The sequence below is a fragment of the Sinomonas sp. R1AF57 genome, assembly GCF_002224485.1.
GTDB classification, from domain to species: Bacteria; Actinomycetota; Actinomycetes; order Actinomycetales; family Micrococcaceae; genus Sinomonas; species Sinomonas flava.
This window is the reverse complement of sequence record NZ_CP022463.1, coordinates 3,510,810-3,529,774: the sequence shown is the minus strand read 5'-3', so window position 1 is coordinate 3,529,774 and position 18,965 is coordinate 3,510,810. Positions and strand designations below refer to the sequence as shown.

At 72.1% G+C, this 18,965-nt stretch carries 18 protein-coding genes and 1 pseudogene; 15 read left to right on the top strand and 4 right to left on the bottom strand.

Annotated elements, in window-relative coordinates; all coding sequences use genetic code 11:
• Nucleotides 1–440: sigma-70 family RNA polymerase sigma factor (locus CGQ25_RS18650; RefSeq protein ID WP_208710881.1), on the top strand; the 440-nt coding region annotated here is incomplete at its 5' end.
• Nucleotides 441–610: 170 nt separating this feature from the next.
• Complete coding sequence (locus CGQ25_RS16300) at nt 611–1,234, top strand: TetR/AcrR family transcriptional regulator (RefSeq protein ID WP_208710880.1); 624 nt, start codon at nt 611–613, stop codon at nt 1,232–1,234.
• Nucleotides 1,235–1,237: 3 nt separating this feature from the next.
• On the opposite strand, the gene CGQ25_RS16295 is transcribed toward CGQ25_RS16300, so the two are convergent.
• The gene (locus tag CGQ25_RS16295) at nt 1,238–2,239 is read right to left on the bottom strand and encodes an aldo/keto reductase family protein (protein WP_208710879.1); all 1,002 of its coding nucleotides are present in this window, start codon (nt 2,237–2,239) and stop codon (nt 1,238–1,240) included.
• Nucleotides 2,240–2,491: 252 nt separating this feature from the next.
• Between CGQ25_RS16295 and CGQ25_RS16290 the strand changes: the two genes are divergently transcribed.
• A complete protein-coding gene (locus tag CGQ25_RS16290) occupies nt 2,492–3,565 on the top strand; it encodes a hypothetical protein (RefSeq protein ID WP_208710878.1) in 1,074 nt (357 codons plus the stop codon).
• 176 nt (nt 3,566–3,741) lie between these two features.
• Nucleotides 3,742–4,113 (top strand): annotated as a pseudogene (locus tag CGQ25_RS16285) (tryptophan 2,3-dioxygenase family protein); the annotation flags it as partial.
• A gap of 24 nt (nt 4,114–4,137) precedes the next feature.
• Here the strand turns inward: CGQ25_RS16285 and CGQ25_RS16280 are convergent.
• Nucleotides 4,138–4,476, bottom strand: coding sequence for a YnfA family protein (locus tag CGQ25_RS16280; protein WP_208710877.1), 339 nt, complete (start codon nt 4,474–4,476; stop codon nt 4,138–4,140).
• Nucleotides 4,477–4,522: 46 nt separating this feature from the next.
• Nucleotides 4,523–5,383, bottom strand: coding sequence for a S9 family peptidase (locus CGQ25_RS16275; protein WP_255405386.1), 861 nt, complete (start codon nt 5,381–5,383; stop codon nt 4,523–4,525).
• Nucleotides 5,384–5,517: 134 nt separating this feature from the next.
• Here CGQ25_RS16275 and CGQ25_RS16270 point away from each other — a divergent pair, with 134 nt between their 5' ends.
• Nucleotides 5,518–8,547 (top strand): glycoside hydrolase family 2 TIM barrel-domain containing protein, encoded by a 3,030-nt coding sequence (locus CGQ25_RS16270; RefSeq protein WP_208710875.1) that lies wholly within the window; start codon nt 5,518–5,520, stop codon nt 8,545–8,547.
• Nucleotides 8,548–8,622: 75 nt separating this feature from the next.
• Nucleotides 8,623–9,954, top strand: coding sequence for an Nramp family divalent metal transporter (locus CGQ25_RS16265; protein WP_208710874.1), 1,332 nt, complete (start codon nt 8,623–8,625; stop codon nt 9,952–9,954).
• A gap of 22 nt (nt 9,955–9,976) precedes the next feature.
• Here the strand turns inward: CGQ25_RS16265 and CGQ25_RS16260 are convergent, their stop codons facing one another.
• A complete protein-coding gene (locus CGQ25_RS16260; RefSeq protein ID WP_255405385.1) occupies nt 9,977–10,888 on the bottom strand; it encodes a multidrug DMT transporter permease in 912 nt (303 codons plus the stop codon).
• Nucleotides 10,889–10,985: 97 nt separating this feature from the next.
• Between CGQ25_RS16260 and CGQ25_RS16255 the strand changes: the two genes are divergently transcribed.
• The 9 genes from CGQ25_RS16255 to CGQ25_RS16215 all read left to right on the top strand — a co-directional run bounded on the left by CGQ25_RS16255 (nt 10,986) and on the right by CGQ25_RS16215 (nt 18,917).
• Nucleotides 10,986–11,876: an alpha/beta fold hydrolase gene (locus CGQ25_RS16255; protein ID WP_255405384.1), complete on the top strand. Its 891-nt coding sequence runs from the start codon at nt 10,986–10,988 to the stop codon at nt 11,874–11,876.
• Nucleotides 11,873–13,105 (top strand): thiolase family protein, encoded by a 1,233-nt coding sequence (locus CGQ25_RS16250; RefSeq protein ID WP_208710873.1) that lies wholly within the window; start codon nt 11,873–11,875, stop codon nt 13,103–13,105. The genes CGQ25_RS16255 and CGQ25_RS16250 overlap by 4 nt, the downstream gene beginning before the upstream one ends.
• Before the next feature lie 28 nt (nt 13,106–13,133).
• On the top strand, nt 13,134–13,802 hold the full coding sequence (locus tag CGQ25_RS16245; protein ID WP_255405383.1) for a 3-oxoacid CoA-transferase subunit A: 669 nt from the start codon (nt 13,134–13,136) through the stop codon (nt 13,800–13,802).
• Between the two features lie 4 nt (nt 13,803–13,806).
• Nucleotides 13,807–14,496: a 3-oxoacid CoA-transferase subunit B gene (locus CGQ25_RS16240; RefSeq protein ID WP_208710872.1), complete on the top strand. Its 690-nt coding sequence runs from the start codon at nt 13,807–13,809 to the stop codon at nt 14,494–14,496.
• A 193-nt stretch (nt 14,497–14,689) separates the two neighbouring features.
• The gene (locus CGQ25_RS16235) at nt 14,690–15,496 is read left to right on the top strand and encodes an IclR family transcriptional regulator C-terminal domain-containing protein (protein WP_208710871.1); all 807 of its coding nucleotides are present in this window, start codon (nt 14,690–14,692) and stop codon (nt 15,494–15,496) included.
• 69 nt (nt 15,497–15,565) lie between these two features.
• The gene (locus CGQ25_RS16230) at nt 15,566–17,023 is read left to right on the top strand and encodes a benzaldehyde dehydrogenase (RefSeq protein WP_208710870.1); all 1,458 of its coding nucleotides are present in this window, start codon (nt 15,566–15,568) and stop codon (nt 17,021–17,023) included.
• Between the two features lie 105 nt (nt 17,024–17,128).
• Entirely contained in the window at nt 17,129–17,305 is a 177-nt protein-coding gene (locus CGQ25_RS16225; protein ID WP_208710869.1) for a hypothetical protein, read from the top strand.
• On the top strand, nt 17,302–17,991 hold the full coding sequence (locus tag CGQ25_RS16220) for a cytochrome b N-terminal domain-containing protein (RefSeq protein WP_208710868.1): 690 nt from the start codon (nt 17,302–17,304) through the stop codon (nt 17,989–17,991). Before CGQ25_RS16225 ends, CGQ25_RS16220 begins: the two co-directional genes overlap by 4 nt.
• Entirely contained in the window at nt 17,988–18,917 is a 930-nt protein-coding gene (locus CGQ25_RS16215) for a hypothetical protein (protein WP_208710867.1), read from the top strand. The genes CGQ25_RS16220 and CGQ25_RS16215 overlap by 4 nt, the downstream gene beginning before the upstream one ends.
• Nucleotides 18,918–18,965 lie beyond the last annotated feature (48 nt).

Below are 18,965 nucleotides of genomic sequence, written 5' to 3'. Positions count from 1 at the left end.
CGGTGCAGGAGCTGCGCCTGGGGGTGCGGGCTGCGCGGGAGCGGCTGGAGCAGGATCTGGGGCGTGAGCCGACCACGGCGGAGCTGAGCGAGGCCACGGGTGCTGCGGCGGGGAAGGTGGCCGAGGCCCGGGGTGCGGACTCGGCGATGGTCGGGGTGGCGATCGAGCCTCTGGACGGGGTGTCGGAGCCGGAGGCGGGGGGCCCGTCCTCGTGTGTTGTCGCGTTCACGGATCCGGGGTTCGAGCGGGTGGAGGAGCGTCAGATGCTCGCTGCGGCGCTGGAGGGTGCGAGCGAGGAGGACATGCGGCTGATCCGGATGCGCTTCGTGCAGGAGATGAGCCAGAGCGAGATCGCGGCCGAGCTCGGGGTGAGCCAGATGCAGGTCTCGCGCCTGCTGCGCCGCCTCCTGGACCGCATGCGCCGCAAGATCGCCGCCTGAGCTGAACCCCGCCCCGACGTCCCGGAACGCGCACGCTGCCCTGCGACGAGGCTGGACCCCACGCAGCGGGGCAGCCGCCGTTTCATGCAGAGAAGCGCTGGGAAGCATCTCATCGATGCCGGATCGCTTGGCTCTCCACCATGAGTGGGGGCTGGAGAGAGGGGGCAGGGATGCAGGTGCTGTTGGCGGCATTGTCAGCCAGCCCGGCTGCCTCGCTGCGGGGCCGCCGGGGAACGAGGGCCCGCATCATCGCGGCTGCCCAGGACCTCTTCGCGACCCGGGGCATCAGAGGGGTCGGCATCGACGAGCTGATCACGCGCTCCGGGGTGGCCAAGGCCACCTTCTACAGGCATTTCCGCAGCAAGGACATGCTGATCCTCGCGTGCCTCCAGGGATGGGGGCGGGCGCGGGCTGCGATGGCGGAGGCGGCCCGGGCCTCGGGCAAGAGCGGCAGGGAAGCCCTCCTCGCCCTGTTCGACGTCCTGGACGGGCTGTTCCGGCAGGGGAAGGCGCCGGGCGTCCTTGAGCAGGTGATCATCGAGATGGGCCCCGAGCACCCCTTTGCCCAGGAAGCCGCGCGGCAGCTCGACTCCACCCTGGCGCAGATCGAGGAGATCGCCGCCGAGGCAGGGCTCGAGGACCCCGAGGGGGTGGCCTGCACTCTCCAGGCCCTGCTCTGCGGTGCGGTCGTCGCCGCCGTGGAAGGCGACGCGCAGGCGGCTGCCCACGCCAAGCGGATGGCGTCGGCGCTGCCGAGCCTGATGGACGAGAGGGATGCGGGGCCGCAGCCCTAGCGGTCAGGCGCGGTGCAGGACGCCCTCCTGGGCGTTGGGCGCCGGCGTCTGGCCCTTGACCGGGACGTCGCCGAGGGCGTCGTCTATCGCCGCGAGCACGTCGTCGCTGAGCTCGACGCCGGAGGCCGCCGCGTTGGCGTGAACCTGCCCGGGCCGCGAGGCGCCGGTGATGGCCGACGCCAGCTCGGTGCGGCGCAGCACCCAGGCCAGCGCCATTGTGGGGAGATCGAGACCGGCTCCCTCGGCGACCGGGACGAGCCGCTGGACGGCCTCGAGGATCGGGTCCTGGAGGACGCGGTCTTTGAAGGCGTTCATGGCTTCGTTGGCGAAGCGGCTGTCCTCGGGCAGGGCCTGACCCGGCTTGTACTTGCCCGTGAGGACGCCCTGGGCGAGGGGCGACCACACGATCTGCGAGATCCCGTTGGCCATGCAGAGGGGGAAGACCTCCTCCTCGGGGGCCTGCCAGAGCATGGAGTACTGCGGCTGGGACGAGACGAACAGGTCCGGCCCGGCGATGTCGATTGCGGCCTGGATCTGCTCGGGCCTCCACTCGCTGAAGCCGAGGTAGCGGGCCTTCCCCTGCTCGACGACCTTCTGCAGCGCCTCGACGGTGTCCTCGATCGGCACGCTCGCGTCGAACCGGTGCGCCTGGTAGAGGTCCACGTGGTCGGTCTGCAGGCGGCTGAGCGAGGCGTCGATCTGCTTGGCGATCTGCTCGCGAGAGAGCCCCTGCTCGGCTGGATCGTCGGACATCTGCCCGAAGACCTTCGTGGCCAGGATGTAGGAGTCGCGCGGGTGCTTCGAGAGGATCTCGCCCCAGGCCGTCTCCGCGGCGCCCCGGCCGTAGACGTTGGCCGTGTCGAAGAAGTTGATCCCGGCGTCGAACGCGGCCTCGGTGCAGGCGCGCGTCTGGTCCGCCTCGATGCCGCCTGAGTAGGTCAGCCACGAGCCGAGGGAGATCTCCGAGACCTCGAGGTCAGAACTGCCGAGCGTGCGGTAGCGCATGGGTGCTCCTTCTCAGTAATCGCTTTCCCACATGCCTACTCCTGCTTCCGGGGGCTGGGCAAGGGGTTTGCCATGGGAAGGCAGCGCTGGGAACACAATGAGGGTCACCATTTCACCAGCATGTGGATTAAGGCAAGGCGTCGAGCAGTGGACCGAGGTCTCGGTTCCCGGGCCCATGGCCTCTACTGGCCCCGGACGTCCGAAGGCTACGGTTTGCGCGAGGGGCAGCTTCCGGAGGGCTTGGTGAAGGACATGGGCGTTCGGCGGATCCTGCGGCCACGAGGCGCGTCCGCGGGCGCCGCGGTGCTCGTCCTCGCTCTGGGCTCATGCTCCCAGGGCGGCGAGACGCCGTCCTCCTCCTCGTCCGCTGCGGGAGCAAACCCGGCGTGCAGCCTCATCACCCCGGAACGCGCCTCGACGATCGACCCAACCCTGAGCCAGTACGGGCAGGACAGCCCCCGGCCCTTCGGGCCCAAGGACTACACCTGCAGCTACTCGAGCATGAAGGACGGCGGACCGAACTACCTGTCCGTGTCGCTGAACACACCCGCGTCGGCCGCGGACATCGAGACGGCCAAGCGGTCCAGCGACTGCTCTCCCGTCGCCGGGATCGGCGACTTCGCGTGCTTCCAGTGGTCCGGCTACTTCCGGGGAGAGGGCAACGGCGCCTCCGCCAACACGATCCTTGTCGCCGTGCGCGGCAAGGAGGTCCTCGACCTCCGCTACCTGTCCCCGCCGCCAGCCCCGCCGGGAGCCACCACGACGGCACCGCCGCCGGACGGCAGCGCCAGTGCGCGAGCGCTCGCCCACGCGACGGTCGACGCCGGGTGGGGGAACGGGACGGCGCTCAGCGTCCCGTCCGCGCCGCCGGTCGGGCCTCCCGCCACCACCGACAATCCCGTCTGCGCCCTCGTGGGCGCCGACAAGGTCAAGCAGGCGTTCGGTGCGACGACCGATGCGCAGCTGCTGCCGGGTGAGACAAGCTGCCGGTACACCTTCGGGCAGCCCGGGACCCCCGGACCGGACTCGATCGTCTTCTCCCTGCAGCTGGAGAAGGGCGCGGCGTCGTCGCCCGCCTTCGCCGCGCTACAGGGCGAGAAGGTCTCCGGGGTCGGCGACCGGGCGGCGGTCACGACCGGCACGTTCCCGCGCGCCAAGACGGATCGGCCCGCCGGCGACGAACCCGTCACCACGATCGACCTCATCGTGGTGCGGGGCAAGGACGTCGGCGCCTTCAGCGTCCAGGTCCTCATCTCACCGACCGGGCCGACGCTGGACCAGGTCAAGGACCAGCTCATCGGACTGGCGCGGGGCGTGGAATTCTGACGGCGCGCCAGCACCGCGGCTACGATCGGCTGGACCGGGCCACCGGGGCCCGCCAACGCCCTCACGAGAGGCAGGGTGATCCCGTGGCCGACGGCGTGCGCGACTTCGAGCCCACCATCCGCACCGACTTCCACGGTGCCATGACGTACGGCAGGTACCTCGACCTCGTCGAGGCGGTCCTCGCCGAGCCGACGGTGTACGACGAGTTCCTTCGCGCCGTCGCCCGCGCCGGCTACCCCGTGCCGGGGGAGGTCCTGGCGCGGGATGTGAGCGAGCACTGGAGCATGCAGCCCGCCCTCGTGCCGGTCTTCCGGCGGATCTACGAATCCGACGACACCCCGTGGGGGCTCTACGAGGCGTGCGAGGCGCTCGTGGACGTCGAGGACAACTTCCAGTTCTGGCGCTTCCGCCACCTGCGCACCGTCCAGCGGACGATCGGCTTCAAGCGGGGCACGGGCGGCTCGTCGGGGGTCGGGTTCCTCCGGCGCGCGCTGGACCTGACGTTCTTCCCCGAGCTCTACGCCGTCCGCACCGAGATCGGGACCTGAACGTCCCAGGCATGCGTTCGCAGGTCAGGCGCCGGTGCGCGGGGCGAACATGATGACCGCAACGCCCGCCAGGCACACGCCCGTCCCGATGACGTCCCAGCGGTCGGGCCGGAAGCCGTCCATCACCATGCCCCAGGCCAGCGACCCTGCCACGAACACCCCGCCGTAGGCCGCGAGCACCCGCCCGAAGTTCGCATCCGGCTGGAAGGTGGCGATGAACCCGTACATCCCCAGCGCGACCACCCCGAGGCCGGCCCACCACCACGGCTTCCCGTCGCGGACGGACTGCCACACGAGCCAGGCCCCGCCGATCTCGGCGACTGCGGCCAGGGCGAACAGGATGACGGCCTTGAGGATGCTCACGCGCCCATGATGCCAGCGGGGCGCGGCGGGCACTCCCGGGCCAGGCTCAGGCGAGCAGGTCCCCGACCAGCCGGCGGCACAGGGCGTAGGCCTCGTGCCGGGGATCGATGACGGCGAAGTGGTCGCCGGTCGTCTCGTGCAGGACGGCGGGGTCCCCGGCCGCCTGCGCCGCCGTGACGTAGTCGGCCGAGAGGGCGAACGGCACCGCCTCGTCCGCGCGCGAGTGGACCGCGTGGACGGGCACGCCGATCGGCAGCGCGCGCATCGGGTCGGCGAGCCCGAAGGCAAGGGCCGTCTCGGGCGAGTCCGCCGAGGCGCCGCCCATGAGGTTCCGCGCGGCGCCGTTGCTGAGCCCGAGCTCTTCCGCCGCGGCGAGGCTCAGCACCCCCGCCTGGCTCACGACGCCGGCGAGCACCACACGCGGTCCCGCACCAGGGGCGCCTTCCGGGAGCCGGTGCCGGCCCGCGGCCCACGCGGCGAGGTGCCCCCCGGCCGAATGGCCCAAGCCGACCACGCGCCCGGCGCCGAGGGCCCGCGAGAGCCGCCCGGCGTCGTCGTCCGCGAGCACGCCGAGACCCGGCACATCGGCGAGGCGGTCGATCCCGGCGGCGACGTCGAGGAACGTCGCCGGCCACCCGCCGTCGCCCGCGGACCGCGTCCCGTCGTCGAGGTCGGTCCCGGCGCGCCGGTACTCGAGGTTCCAGGCCGCGAATCCCTGCGCGGCGAGGTCCGCGGCGACGGGCGCGCCGAGCTCGGCCGTGTACCTGTCCCGCCAGTAGCCCCCGTGGACCACCACGACGACGCCGCGCCACCCGCCGTCGGGCGCCCGAGAGGTCCCGGACGCGGGCAGGTACAGGTCGGCCCACTGGTCGGGGTGGGGGCCGTAGGGGATGCGGACGGGGATCACACCCGCGACTCTACTGCGCCGGGATACTGCCGCCGCGCATGCGCCATGGCCCTCCCGCTCGCCTCCCATCCTCGGTAGCGTGGGGCGGGTCCCAGCCCGTCGCCCCAGACCTCGCCCCCACACGGAAGGCCCCCATGCCGGCAGCCCCCTGGATCACGGACATCACTCCCCACCGCGGAGCCCTCCCGCCGCGCGCCCACCTCGACACGGACGCCGTGAGCCTGACGCTCGACGGCGAGTGGGCCTTCCGCTTCTGGCCCACCGCGGGCGGGGCGCATTCCGGTGGGGCAGCGGAGCCCGGATTCGCCGATCCCGGACTCGACGACGCCGGCTGGGACCGCCTCCGGGTGCCGCACTGCTGGCAGCTCGAGGGAATTCCCGGCGAGCCGCGCTATTCCGCGCCGGCCTACACGAACGTGCGCTACCCGTTCCCCATCGACCCGCCCGAGGTCCCGGACGAGAACCCCACCGGCGAGTACCGCCGCACCTTCGCGACCCCCGAGGCGCCGGCGGGCGGCCGGTGGCTCCTGAGGTTCGAGGGCGTCGACTCGGCCTTCGAGGTCTTCCTCAACGGCCACCGCCTCGGCGAGGCGAAGGGGTCCCGCCTGACCCACGAGTTCGATGCGACCGGGCACCTCGCACCTGCCGGCGCCGCAGGGGAGAACACCCTCGCCGTGCGCGTGCACCAGTGGTCGTCCGGCTCCTACCTCGAGGACCAGGACATGTGGTGGCTCTCGGGGATCTTCCGCCCGGTGACCCTGCTGCACCGCCCGGACGGCGGGATCGAGGATGTCTTCGTCCACGCCTCCTACGACGCCGAGACCGGATCGGGCGAGCTCCTCGTGGAGGTTCCCGGCGCGGGGCCCGAGGGCGGCGACGCCGCCGCCGGAGCCCAGCCGGGCGCCGTCGTGCGCATCCCCGAGCTCGGCATCGAGGCGCCCGCGAACCAGCCCATCGCGGTGCCTGCCGTGGAGCCGTGGAGCGCCGAGTCACCCCGGCTCTACCGCGGCACCGTCTCCGCCGGCCCGGCGTCGGATCCGGTCGAGACGGTGCGGATCGCCGTTGGCTTCCGCACGATCGCGATCCAGGACGCGACCCTCCTCGCCAACGGGGCCCCGCTCAGGCTCCGCGGCGTGAACCGCCACGAGTGGCACCCCGTCACGGGCCGCACCCTCGACGAGGCCACGATGCGGGCGGACGTCGAGCTCATGAAGCGCCATGGCATCAACGCGGTCCGCACGAGCCACTACCCGCCGGACGCGCGCTTCCTCGCGCTCTGCGACGAGTACGGGCTCTGGGTCCTCGACGAGTGCGACCTCGAGACGCACGGCTTCGAGCGCGTCGGCTGGCGCGGCAACCCCGCGGACGAGCCGGAGTGGCGCGACGCGCTCCTCGACCGGATCCAGCGGACCGTCGAGCGGGACAAGAACAACCCGTGCGTGATCGGCTGGTCGGTCGGCAACGAGTCCGGGCGCGGGAGCAATCTCGCCGCCATGGCGGACTGGGCGCGCGAGCGGGACGAGGACCGCTTCATCCACTACGAGGGTGACCCCGACAGCTCCTACGTGGACGTCTACTCCCGCATGTACACCGGGCACGCCGAGACGGAGCTCATCGGCCGCGACGAGGAGGCCCCGGCCCAGGATCGCTCCAACGACTACCACCGCCGCGCCCTCCCGTTCCTCCTGTGCGAGTACGCTCACGCGATGGGCCCCGGCCCTGGCGGCCTGGCCGAGTACGAGGACCTGTTCGAGAACTACCCCCGCCTCGCGGGCGGGTTCGTGTGGGAGTGGATCGACCACGGCATCCTCCAGCGCACCGCCGCGGGCCCGCACGCCGGGGCCGAGTTCTACGCCTACGGGGGCGACTTCGGCGAGGCGCTCCACGACGCGAACTACCTCGCGGACGGGCTCCTCTTCCCCGACCGCACCCCCTCGCCGGGCTTGGCCGAGCTCGCCAAGGCCTACGAGCCCGTCCGCCTCGAGCCCTCCGGCGAGTGCGTCACAGTGCGCTCGCGGCTCGCCCACACCACCACCGGGCACCTCGCCTTCCGCTGGCACCTCGCGGACGACGGCGAGCCTGTCGCCTCGGGCGCGCTGGCCGTTCCCGTCCTCGGCCCCGGCGAGTCCGCTGACGTGCCCCTGCCCGCCGAGGTGACGGCCGCGCCGGAGCCGCGCGGCGGCGTCGTGCGCGTCCTGACGGTGGGCGCGCACCTGGCGCACGACGCCGCGTGGGCGCCGGCCGGGCACGAGGTCGCCTGGGGGCAGGCGCGGTTCGGGGCCGGGGACGGCGCGGCGGTCAGGCACGGCCCCTCCCGCCCGGCGGGGGACGCCGCGCCGGTCGAGACCGCGGAGGGCTGGGAGCTGGGCCCCGCCGCGTTCGACCCGTTCGGAACCCTCGTGCGGCTCGGCGACCTGCCCATGCGCGGGCCGCGGCTCGACCTGTGGCGCGCGCCGACGGACAACGACGAGCGCGCAGAGGTTGACCCGCCCGGGCAGGCGTGGCGGGCGCTGGGCCTGGACCGGCTCCGCCACCGCGTCCTGTCGGTGACGGCCGAGGACGGGGCGCTGAGCGTGGTCGCGCACGTCATGCCGGCCGCGACGGACGTGGGCTACGAGGTCGAGTACCGGTGGCGGGCCGAGGGCGCTACGGTGCACGTCGACGTCGTCGGGTCGCCGGTGGGGACGTGGTCCGTGCCGGTGCCGCGCCTCGGGGTGCGACTCGCGGTGCCCGCGGGGCTCGACCGCGTCCGGTGGCTCGGCCTCGGCCCGGGGGAGGCCTACCCGGACTGCGCCGCGGGAGTGCGCGAGGGCCGCTGGGAGTCCACCGTGGACGGGCTCCAGACCCCGTACCTGCGCCCACAGGAGAACGGCGCACGGCGCAGCGTCCGCCGGGCAGAGTTCTCGGGGAGACACCGGGGAGCGGGGCGCCGGCTGACGGTCACGGGCGGGCCCTTCATGTTCACGGCGCGGCCCTGGACCACCGAGGCGCTCGAGGCCGCCGCCCACCCCCCCGACCTCGTCCCGGACCGGGACTGGGTCTGGGTGAACCTCGACGCCGAGCACCACGGCATCGGGACGGCCGCCTGCGGGCCCGGTGAGCTCCCGCGGTACAGGCTGCACGCCCAGCGGTTTGCGCTGCCGCTCGCGTTCCAGGTGGGGTAGTGGCGGCTGGCTCCCAGGGTTTGCCCTCGCCGCCGGTCGGGTAGCGGGCGGAGGTCTGACCTCAGAGGAGGATCTGTGCCTCAGGAAGCACTCGCCGAAGCGCGAACGAAGGAAAGCCGTGTCCGGCGCTATCTCGGCCTGCTAGGGCCCGGGCTGGTGTCGGGCGCCGCCGATGACGACGCGTCCGGCGTGGCGACCTATGCCCAAGCCGGTGCGAGCTTCTCGAACGCGATGCTCTGGGCGGCACCGGTGACGCTGCCGATGATGCTCGCCGTCCAGGAGATCTCCGACAGGACGGCGCTCGCCACGGGGGAGAGCCTCGGGACCCTCATCCGCAGGAAGTTCTCCCGCAAGCCACGGATCGTGATCGGGATCCTCATCGTCGCGCTCCTCGTCGCCAACACCCTCAACATCGCCGCCGACCTCATGGCCGTCGGCCAGGGCATGCAGCTCCTGGGCGCCGGGCCTGACCAGCTGTGGGCCGCCATCGCCGGAGTGGGGATCGCGGTCGCGCTGATGAGCGGATCCTTCGGTCTGATCGCGCGGGCCTTCAAGTGGCTCTGCCTGTCGTTGCTGGCCTACGTGGCGGTCCTGTTCGCCGCGGACGTCGACTGGTCGGACGTCCTGGCGGGCCTGGTGCTGACGCAGTTCCAGTGGAGCTGGGACTACCTCGAGCTGCTCGTCGGGGTCCTGGGAACCACCATCTCCCCGTACCTCTTCTTCTGGCAGTCGGCCCACCGGGTGGAGGAGATGCGCGCCGAGGAGCTGGGCGGACGGTGGCCGATCGCCCTGTCCGACCGGGACGGTCCCGCCGCCCGGCAGAAGCTCCGGGCAGCGCGCGCCGACGTGTTCACAGGGATGGTCTTCTCGGTGCTCGTGATGTTCGCGATCATGGCCGCGAGCGCCGCCACCCTCGGCAAGGCCGGCGGGGTCACGATCGCCTCCGCCGCGGACGCCGCCAAGGCCCTCGAACCCGTCGCCGGGCCGGCGGCGCAGGCGCTCTTCGCGATCGGCCTCATCGGCGCCGGCGTCCTGGCCATCCCGGTCCTGGCCGGCTCCGCGTCCGTGGGCCTCTCGGGGCTGCTTGGGACCCGGTGGGGCTTCGACCGGAGGCCGCGCAAGGCCAGGGTCTTCTACGGGCTGCTCGGGGTCGGCATCATCGGCGGGGTCATCCTCGCCGTCACACTCGACGATCCGATGGGGCTCCTCGTCTTCGTGGCCATCATCAACGGCATCGCCGCGGCACCCTTCCTCATCGTCACGATGCTGGTCTCGGGGGACCGGAAGATCATGGGGGCGTACGTCAACGGCAAGGTCGCGGCCACCATCGGCTGGGCCACGGCGGCACTCATGGCGGCGGCCGGCGTCGTCGGCGTGTGGACCACGCTCACGGGGACGGGGTCCTGACGGGGAACTCCATCCTCGGTCCTCAGCCGTGCCCCGCGGGGTGTGACCGGGCCACGAGCCACACTCCGGCGATTGCGGCGGCTCCCGCGAGGAGGAAGGCCGCGAACGCTTCGGGAGGCGCGGCGTCCGCCTCCCCGAGGACGACGATGCCGAGCGTCACCGCCGTCATCGGGTCGACGACGGTGAGCCCGGCGACGACGAGTTCGTCGCTGCCGCCCGCGTGGGCCTTCTGGACGAACCGGGCCCCGATCACGAGGGCCGCCGCCAGACCTGCCAGGCCGGCGACGGAGAGCCAGGCGAAGTTTCCCTGGTCGATGCGTCCGAGGACCGCCTTGGCGAGCGTCGCCACGAACCCGTAGAGGACTCCTGCGGCGGCCGTGGAGACGATGGCGCTCGGGCGGGTGCGGCTGCGGGCGGACACCAGGAGCGTGGCGGCGAGGGCGAGCGCCAGGAGGATCAGCGTGGTGCGGAGATGGCGGTCGTCGATCTGCACGTCCTGGGCCGACACTGCGGCCACCGCGACGAAGGCCGCGATCCCGAGGACGCTGAGGAGGATGCCCGCCGTCCGCCGCCGGCCGGGGAGCTGGCGGGAGCTGCGGGCAGTGGCCAGAGCCGTCACGACAAGGGCCGCGGCGCCGATCGGCTGGACCACCATGAGCGGCGAGAACCGGGGTGCCGCGAGCTGCAGGAGGATCGCCGCGCCCAGCATCGCGGTTCCCACGAGCCAGACCGGCCGGCGCACGAGGACGCGCAGCGAGGTCTGCCGGCCGCCGTGCGCTCCCACCCCGCGCCCTTGGCAGATGGTTCCGAGCGCGAGGAACACCGCCCCCACGAGCGCGATAGGAATCCCGAGCCAGTGGGTGGAGGAGAAGACCCTCGCCGCTCCCACCGAGAGGCTGGCTCCTGCGATGCGCGCTGCTTCGAGGGACAGCATCCGCGGAGCTTACCCTCGTCGCCTTCAGGGCAAACAATGCGAGTTCTATGTTCGCATCGCGAACAGTTGTGCATCATGCGAACGCATGGCATCCTGAATGAGGGAATCCGGAGAGGCAGCGAACTCTCCGGACGTCGACGAGGGAAGCGAGGAGCACGTGGGCGTGCCGACCATCAAGGCAGTGCGGCTGAGCCCGCGCGAGCAGCTGGGGGAGAAGGAACTCGTGGTGCTCGGGCCGTCGCTCGGAACGTCGACCACCATGTGGGACGAGGCCGCGCGGCTCCTCGGCGACGACTACGACATCCTCGGCTGGGACCTCCCCGGCCACGGCGCCTCGCCGTCACTCGCGCCCGACGCCGAGCTCAGCGTGGGCGACCTCGCGGACGCCGTGGTGGCCGTGGTCGACTCCATCCAGCCGGGCGCCTGCTTCCACTACGCCGGCGACTCGGTGGGCGGCGCCACGGGTGCCGAGATCGCGCTCCGCCACCCCGACCGGCTCCTGAGCCTCGCCATGGTCTGCTCGTCGCCCCGTTTCAACGGTGCCGAGGCCTACGCCGAGCGTGCCGACGCCGTGGCGGAGCAGGGCACGGCGATCCGCCTCGAGGCCTCTGCCCAGATCTGGTTCGCGCCCGGCTTCCTGGGAGAGCACCCGGCGGTGTCCTCGCGCCTGCTGGACACGCTCCGGGATGCCGACCGCTTCGGCTACGCCGCCGTCTGCCGGGCCATCGCCGCCTACGACGTCCGCGACCGGTTCCCCGAGATCGCGGCCCCTTTCCTCGCCATCGCGGGCGAGCACGACTCCGTCTGCCCCCTCTCCGAGGCGCAGTGGATGGCCGAGCACGCCCAGAACGGGACCGCCGTCGAGGTCCCGGGCGTCGCCCACATCGCCCCGACCGAGGACCCCGCCGCCGTCGCCGACCTCCTGCACTACCACTTCCGCGCCGCCGTCTCGGCCGCCACCCCGAGTTCCAAGGAGAGCAACTCATGACCGACGCCTTCGTCTACGACGCGATCCGCACGCCGTTCGGCAAGTTCGGCGGCGCCCTCGCCGGCGTCCGTCCGGACGACCTCGCCGCCCACATGGTCCGCTCGATCGTGGACCGCGCCCCCGGCCTCACTGCGGAGGTATTGGAGGGCGGTGCGGTGGACGAGGTCGTCTTCGGCAACGCCAACGGCGCGGGCGAGGAGAACCGCAACGTGGCCCGCATGGCCACCCTCCTGGCCGGGCTCCCGGTCTCGATCCCCGGCACCACCGTGAACCGCCTGTGCGGGTCCTCGCTCGACGCCGCGATCATCGCCTCCCGCCAGATCCAGGCAGACGACGCCGACGTCATGCTCGTGGGCGGCGTCGAGTCGATGTCGCGCGCCCCGTGGGTCCTGCCCAAGACCGAGAAGCCGTACCCCGCCGGGGACATGACGCTGGCCTCGACCACGCTCGGATGGCGCCTCGTGAACAGGAACATGCCCAAGGAGTGGACCGTCTCCCTCGGCGAGGCGACGGAGCAGCTGCGGGAGCGGCACGCGATCGGCCGTGACCGCCAGGACGAGTTCGCCGCCAGCTCCCACAACCTCGCCGACGCGGCGTGGAACGCGGGCTTCTACGACGACCTCGTGGTCCCCGTCCCGGGCACCGACCTCACCCGCGACGAGGGCATCCGCCCCGGCTCCTCCGCCGAGAAGCTCGCGGGGCTCAAGACCGTGTTCCGCAAGGACAACGGCGACTCCTCGGGCACGACGGCGGGCGGCACCGTCACCGCGGGCAACGCCTCGCCGCTGTCCGACGGCGCCTCCGCCGTCCTGCTGGGCTCCGAGGCCGCCGCCGGCACGCTCGGCCTCGACCCGATCGCACGGATCGCCGGCCGCGGGGCCGCCGCGAATGAGCCGCAGTTCTTCGGGTTCGCGCCCGTCGAGGCCGCCAACCGCGCCCTCGCCAAGGCGGGCATCACGTGGGACGACGTGGCCGCCGTCGAGCTCAACGAGGCCTTCGCCGCCCAGTCGCTCGCGTGCGTGGACGCGTGGAAGATCGATCCTGCGATCGTGAACCAGCACGGTGGCGCCATCGCGATGGGCCACCCCCTCGGCGCCTCGGGCGGCCGCATCCTCGGCACCCTCGCACGCTCGCTGCAGCGCAGCGGCGGACGCTGGGGCGTCGCCGCGATCTGCATCGGCGTGGGCCAGGGCCTCGCGGTGGTGCTCGAGAACGTGTCCGCGCAGTAGCCCGCACATCGAAGGAGAGAGACAGGCAGTGGCACACACACTGGAATTCAAGGACTCCGTCGCGGATGCGGTGGCGGGGATCGGGGACGGCTCGACCGTCATGATCGGCGGCTTCGGCAATGCCGGCCAGCCCTTCGAGCTCATCGACGCGCTCCTGGAGTGCGGCGCGAAGGAGCTCACGGTCGTCAACAACAACGCCGGCCAGGCCGACGAGGGCCTCGCACTGCTCATCAAGGAGGGCCGCGTCCGGAAGATGATCTGCTCGTTCCCGCGCCAGAGCGACTCGTGGCACTTCGACGCGAAGTACCGTGCGGGGGAGATCGAGCTCGAGCTCGTCCCCCAGGGCAACCTCGCCGAGCGCATCCGCGCCGCCGGCGCCGGGATCGGCGGCTTCTTCACCCCGACCGGGTATGGGACCATGCTCGCCGAGGGCAAGGAGACCCGCTTCCTCGACGGCAAGTGGCAGGTCTTCGAGACCCCCATCCACGCCGACGTCGCGCTCATCAAGGCCCTCAAGGCCGACGGCAAGGGCAACCTCGTCTACCGCAAGACGGCGCGGAACTTCGGCCCGATCATGGCGGCCGCCGCCAAGCAGACCATCGCGCAGGTCTCCGAGATCGTGCCGACCGGCGGCCTCGACCCCGAGAACGTCATCACCCCCGGCATCTACGTCAACACGATCGTGAAGGTGGGCTGAGAGCATGAGCCAGCAGACGACGTCGAACATCACCCAGGCCGTCCCGCAGGCCTCCGACTCGCCCCTCGGCCGCGACGACCTCGCCAAGCTCGTCGCGAAGGACATCGAGCCCGGCTCGTTCGTGAACCTCGGGATCGGCCAGCCGACCCTGGTGTCGAACTACCTGACGGACGAGCAGGACATCACCCTCCACACGGAGAACGGCATGCTCGGCATGGGCCCGGTCGCCACCGGGGACCAGATCGACCAGGACCTGATCAACGCCGGCAAGATTCCCGTCACGGAGCTACCGGGCGCGAGCTACTTCCACCACGGCGACTCGTTCGCGATCATGCGCGGCGGCCACCTCGACGTGTGCGTGCTGGGCGCGTTCCAGGTCTCCGCCACCGGCGACCTCGCGAACTGGCACACCGGCGCGCCGGACGCCATCCCCGCGGTTGGCGGCGCGATGGACCTCGCGACCGGGGCGAAGGACGTCTACGTCATGATGACGCTGACGACCAAGGACGGGACGTCGAAGCTCGTCCCCGAGCTGTCCTACCCCGTGACCGGCGTGGGCTGCGTGACCCGCGTGTACACGGACAAGGCCGTCTTCCTCATCACGCCTGACGGCGTCCGCGTCCGCGAGACGTTCGGGATCACCTTCGAGGAGCTCCAGGGCATCGTCGGGGTGCCGCTGCTCCCGGGGGCGTGACGCAACGGTGGTTGAGCGGAGCGAAGCGGGCGCAACGGTGGTTGAGCGGAGCGAAGCGGGCGCAACGGTGGTTGAGCGGAGCGAAGCGGAGTCGAAACCCAGCGCAACGGTGGTTGAGCGGAGCGAAGCGGAGTCGAAACCCAGCGCAACGGTGGTTGAGCGGAGCGAAGCGGAGTCGAAACCCAGCGCAACGGTGGTTGAGCGGAGCGCAGCGGAGTCGAAACCGAGCGACCAGTTCGTGCAGTCGCTCGCGCGCGGCCTCGACGTCGTGCGCGCGTTCGACGCCGACCACCAGGAGATGACGCTCTCCGAGGTCGCCGCGCGGACCGCCCTCACCCGGGCCACCGCGCGGCGGTTCCTCCACACGCTCGTCGAGCTGGGGTACGTGCGAACGGACGGTCGCGTCTTCGCCCTGACCCCGCTCGTGCTCCAGCTCGGCTACGCGTACCTGTCGGGGCAGCGCCTCCCCGAGCTGGCCCAGCCGATCCTCGAGGAGCTCTCCCACCGCAACGGCGAGTCGACGTCGCTCGCGATCCTCGACGGGACCGACATCGTCTATCTGACGCGCATCCACACCCGGCGCATCATGACCGTGGGCATCTCGCCCGGGACCCGGTTCCCCGCGCACGCCACGTCGATGGGCCGTGTCCTGCTCGCCGACCTCCCGCCGGCGGACCTCGACGAGTACTTCGCCCGCGCCGACCTCACTCCGCTCACGCCACGCACGCTCACCTCGCGCGAGGCGATCGAGGCGGAGCTCGCCCGGATACGCGAGGCGGGGTACGCCGTCGTCGACCAGGAGCTCGAGGTGGGCCTGCGTTCCGTCGCCGTCCCGGTGCGCGGGGCGGACGGGCGCACCGCGGCGGCGATCAACATCGCCCTCTCCGCCCGGATCAACGACGGCACCGACCGCGACGCCGAGGTGGCCCGGCTCGTGGCCCAGCTGCACGCGGCGGCGGCGTCGATCTCCGAGGCCGCCCGCGCCGTGGGGGCCGCCTGACAGGCCGCCGTGGCGTCGGCGGCCGTTCGGGGGCAGACTCGTGGGAAAGGGTGACAGGAGGACACGGCAATGGCACTTCTCGACGCCGCACTGTGGGGCGGCAAGGTCAACATCGGCGGGTGGACCGAGGCTGAGGGCGGCGCGTACGACGTCGTCGAGCCGGCTACCGGGGCCACCCTCGGCTCGGTCGGGTCCGCCTCGCGCGAGGACGTCTACAGGGCGGCGCAGCTCGCGGCGAAGGCCCAGCCCGAATGGGCGGCGAAGAAGCCCGAGGAGCGCGCCGCCGTCCTGCGCCGTGCGGGGCAGCTGTGGGAGGAGCACGCCGAGGAGATCCAGGGCTGGATCGTCCGGGAGGCCGGGAGCATCCCGCCCAAGGCCCAGCTCGAGACGCACACCGCGGCCAACGAATGCTACGAGGCGGCGGCCCTGCCGTCGCACCCGCACGGCGAGGTCCTGACCTCGGACGAGGACCGCTGGTCGTTCGCGCGGAGGCGACCCGCCGGCGTCGTGAGTGTGATCGCGCCGTTCAACTTCCCACTCATCCTCTCGATCCGCTCGGTCGCGCCGGCGCTCGCGCTCGGCAACGCGGTGCTGCTCAAGCCGGACCCGCGCACGGCCGTCTGCGGGGGCGTCACGCTCATGCGCGTCTTCGAGGAGGCCGGGCTGCCCGAGGGCGTGCTGTCCCTGCTGCCGGGCGGCGCGGAGACCGGGACGGCCGTGGTCGAGGCGCCCGAGGTGCGGGTGGTCTCCTTCACGGGCTCGACGGCGGCCGGCCGCCGGGTGGGTGAGGCCGCGGCCCGGCTGCTCAAGCGCGCCCACCTCGAGCTCGGCGGCAACAACGCCCTCATCGTGCTGCCGGGGGCGGAGATCCCCAAGGCCGCCTCGGCTGGCGCGTTCGGCTCCTTCATGCACCAGGGCCAGATCTGCATGACGACCGGGCGGCACTTCGTCCACGACTCGGTGTACGACGACTACGTCGCCGCGCTGTCCGAGAAGGCAGAGAACCTGCCCGTGGGCGACCCCGCGACGAGTCAGGTGGCGCTCGGGCCGATCATCGACGAGCGCCAGCGCGACCGCATCCACGGCATTGTCGAAGCCTCCGTCGCCAAGGGCGGCCGCCTCGCCGCGGGCGGGACCTTCGAGGGGCTCTTCTACAAGCCGACCGTCCTCGCGGACCTCGACCTTGAGAACCCCGCCTTCGCAGACGAGATCTTCGGCCCGGTCGCTCCGGTGACGAGGTTCTCGAGCGTGGAGGAGGTCGTGGAGCTCGTCAACGCCAACGAGTACGGCCTGTCCGTCGGCATCCTCGGCGATGTCGGGACGGCCATGAAGATCGCAGACCGCGTCCACTCGGGCAAGGTCCACATCAACGAGCAGACGGTCTCCGACGAGGCCAACGCGCCCTTCGGCGGGGTCGGCGCCTCCGGCACGGGGTCGCGGTTCGGCGGGGCCACCGCCAACATGGAGGCCTTCACCGAGGTCCAGTGGCTCACGATGCGCCCTGACATCGCCATCTATCCGTTCTGAGCCGGGATCCCGCTGGGACCGCCGTTCCTGTGGGAATGCTGGGACTTGGGCCCGCTGGGCACTAAGTCCCTATCTCGCTGCGCCGGCGCGGCGCACCGTGAAGGCGTGGACACACCACTGACGGCCTTCGCGTCCGCGGCCCGCTTCGAGGCCGACGGCATCTATCTCGGATGGGGTTCCTTCACGGTCCAGCTGGGGAACCTGATCGTCATCGTCGCGATGATCGTGCTGTTCATCGCCGCGCTCCTCCTGCCCTTCCCGGGAGGACGGGGCCGGCGATGACCAGCGCCCACCCCGCTCGCCGGGAGGCTGCCCCCGGAGGGCATATCGCGAACTGGACCGGAAGGCTCCGCGAGCGGGGCGTCCGCACGCTCCCCCCGGACAGGCTGCTGCCCGAGACACAGCCGAGCTACGTCGCCTCATGGATCTACGTGTTCGGTATGGGCGCCATCGCGGCGCTTCTGTATGTCATCGCGTCCGGAGTCGTCCTGGCCCTCAACGGTCCCGCCTGGTACCACGTCTCGGCGCTCGGGCACTTCATCAACAGCACCCACCTGTGGAGTGTGGAGCTGTTCTTCATGCTCATGGTCATCCACCTGTGGGGGAAGTTCTGGATGGCGTCGTGGCGCGGCGGCCGGGCCCTGACATGGATCACCGGGGTCATCGCGTTCGTCGTCTCGATCGTCACCGCGTTCACCGGCTATCTCCTCCAGACCAACTTCGACTCCCAGTGGATCGCGTTCGAGGCCAAGGACGCGCTCAACGCCGTCGGGGTCGGCGCGTGGTTCAACGCCGCCAACCTCGGCCAGGTCCTCATGTGGCACATCGTTCTCCTGCCGCTCGCGGTTGGCGCCGTCGTCGTGCTCCACGTGCTCCTCGTGCGCGTCCACGGGGTCGTCCCGCCGCTCGAGGCGTCGGAGCACGACGCTCAGCTGCGGCCCGGAGCCGGGGCGGGTGAGCCGTCGTGAGCCGGGGCGCCGATCTCGACCGCCAGCCCTGGCGCGGAGCCGTGCGCGAGTACGATCTGGTCAAGGAGCTCGTCTACGCGCTCGTGGTCGTCGGGGTCCTCACGGTCGGGCTCGCAGCGGTCTTCGGATCCCCCGACGAGGCGCCGGTGACGCTCAAGCAGTGGGCGACCGCCGCGCCGTCGGACTTCGTGGCCACCGCGACGGCCGAGCTCGGCGGGACGAGCGAGACCGCCGGATACGGGCCGCCGTACAACGGGACGCAGGGCGCGAGCCAGACCCTCGGCCCGATCGACCTGCAGAGCCTCTCCGGCGTCCGGCTGCCGGTCGACACCGCCCAGGACCTGGTCCTCGGCCCGCTCGAGACGCTCCCGCAGCCTCCCGCGGAGGTGGCCGCGTGGACCGGCGCGACGGACCAGCAGCGCAGCGACTGGACGGCCGCATACGCCGACGCGCTCTCCAAGGCGCCCGACGGCGACCCCTCCCAGGTGCCTTCCGGCGACTACGGGCCCGTCCCCGCGCTCGACGGCGCGCTGCTCGCGATGGCGCGGAGCGGTTCGCTGGACGCAGCGCTCGACGGCGGCGCGTCGCCCGGGCTCGACCGCACACGAGAGGTGCTGTTCCTCGGCGACGGGCAGTACTTCCAGGGGCTCGCCGAGGACCAGCACCTCACCGGCGACCAGTGGGGCATGATGAACGAGACCGGCAACTACCCGGGCCAGTCGTGGCTGTGGCTCTTCTCGTTCTGGTACCAGATCCCGCCCTTCACGGGGCTCGCGAACGCGGACCTCGTGATCACGCTCATCATGGCCCTCCTGACGATTGCCCTCATGCTCGTCCCGTTCATCCCCGGGGTGCGCTCGCTGCCGCGGATCATCCCGGTCCACCGGCTCATCTGGCGGGACTACTACCGCCGCCGCAGAGGGTGAAGGACTGGTCACCGGGGGTTCTTCGCTCCGTGGTAGAAAACTAGGGTG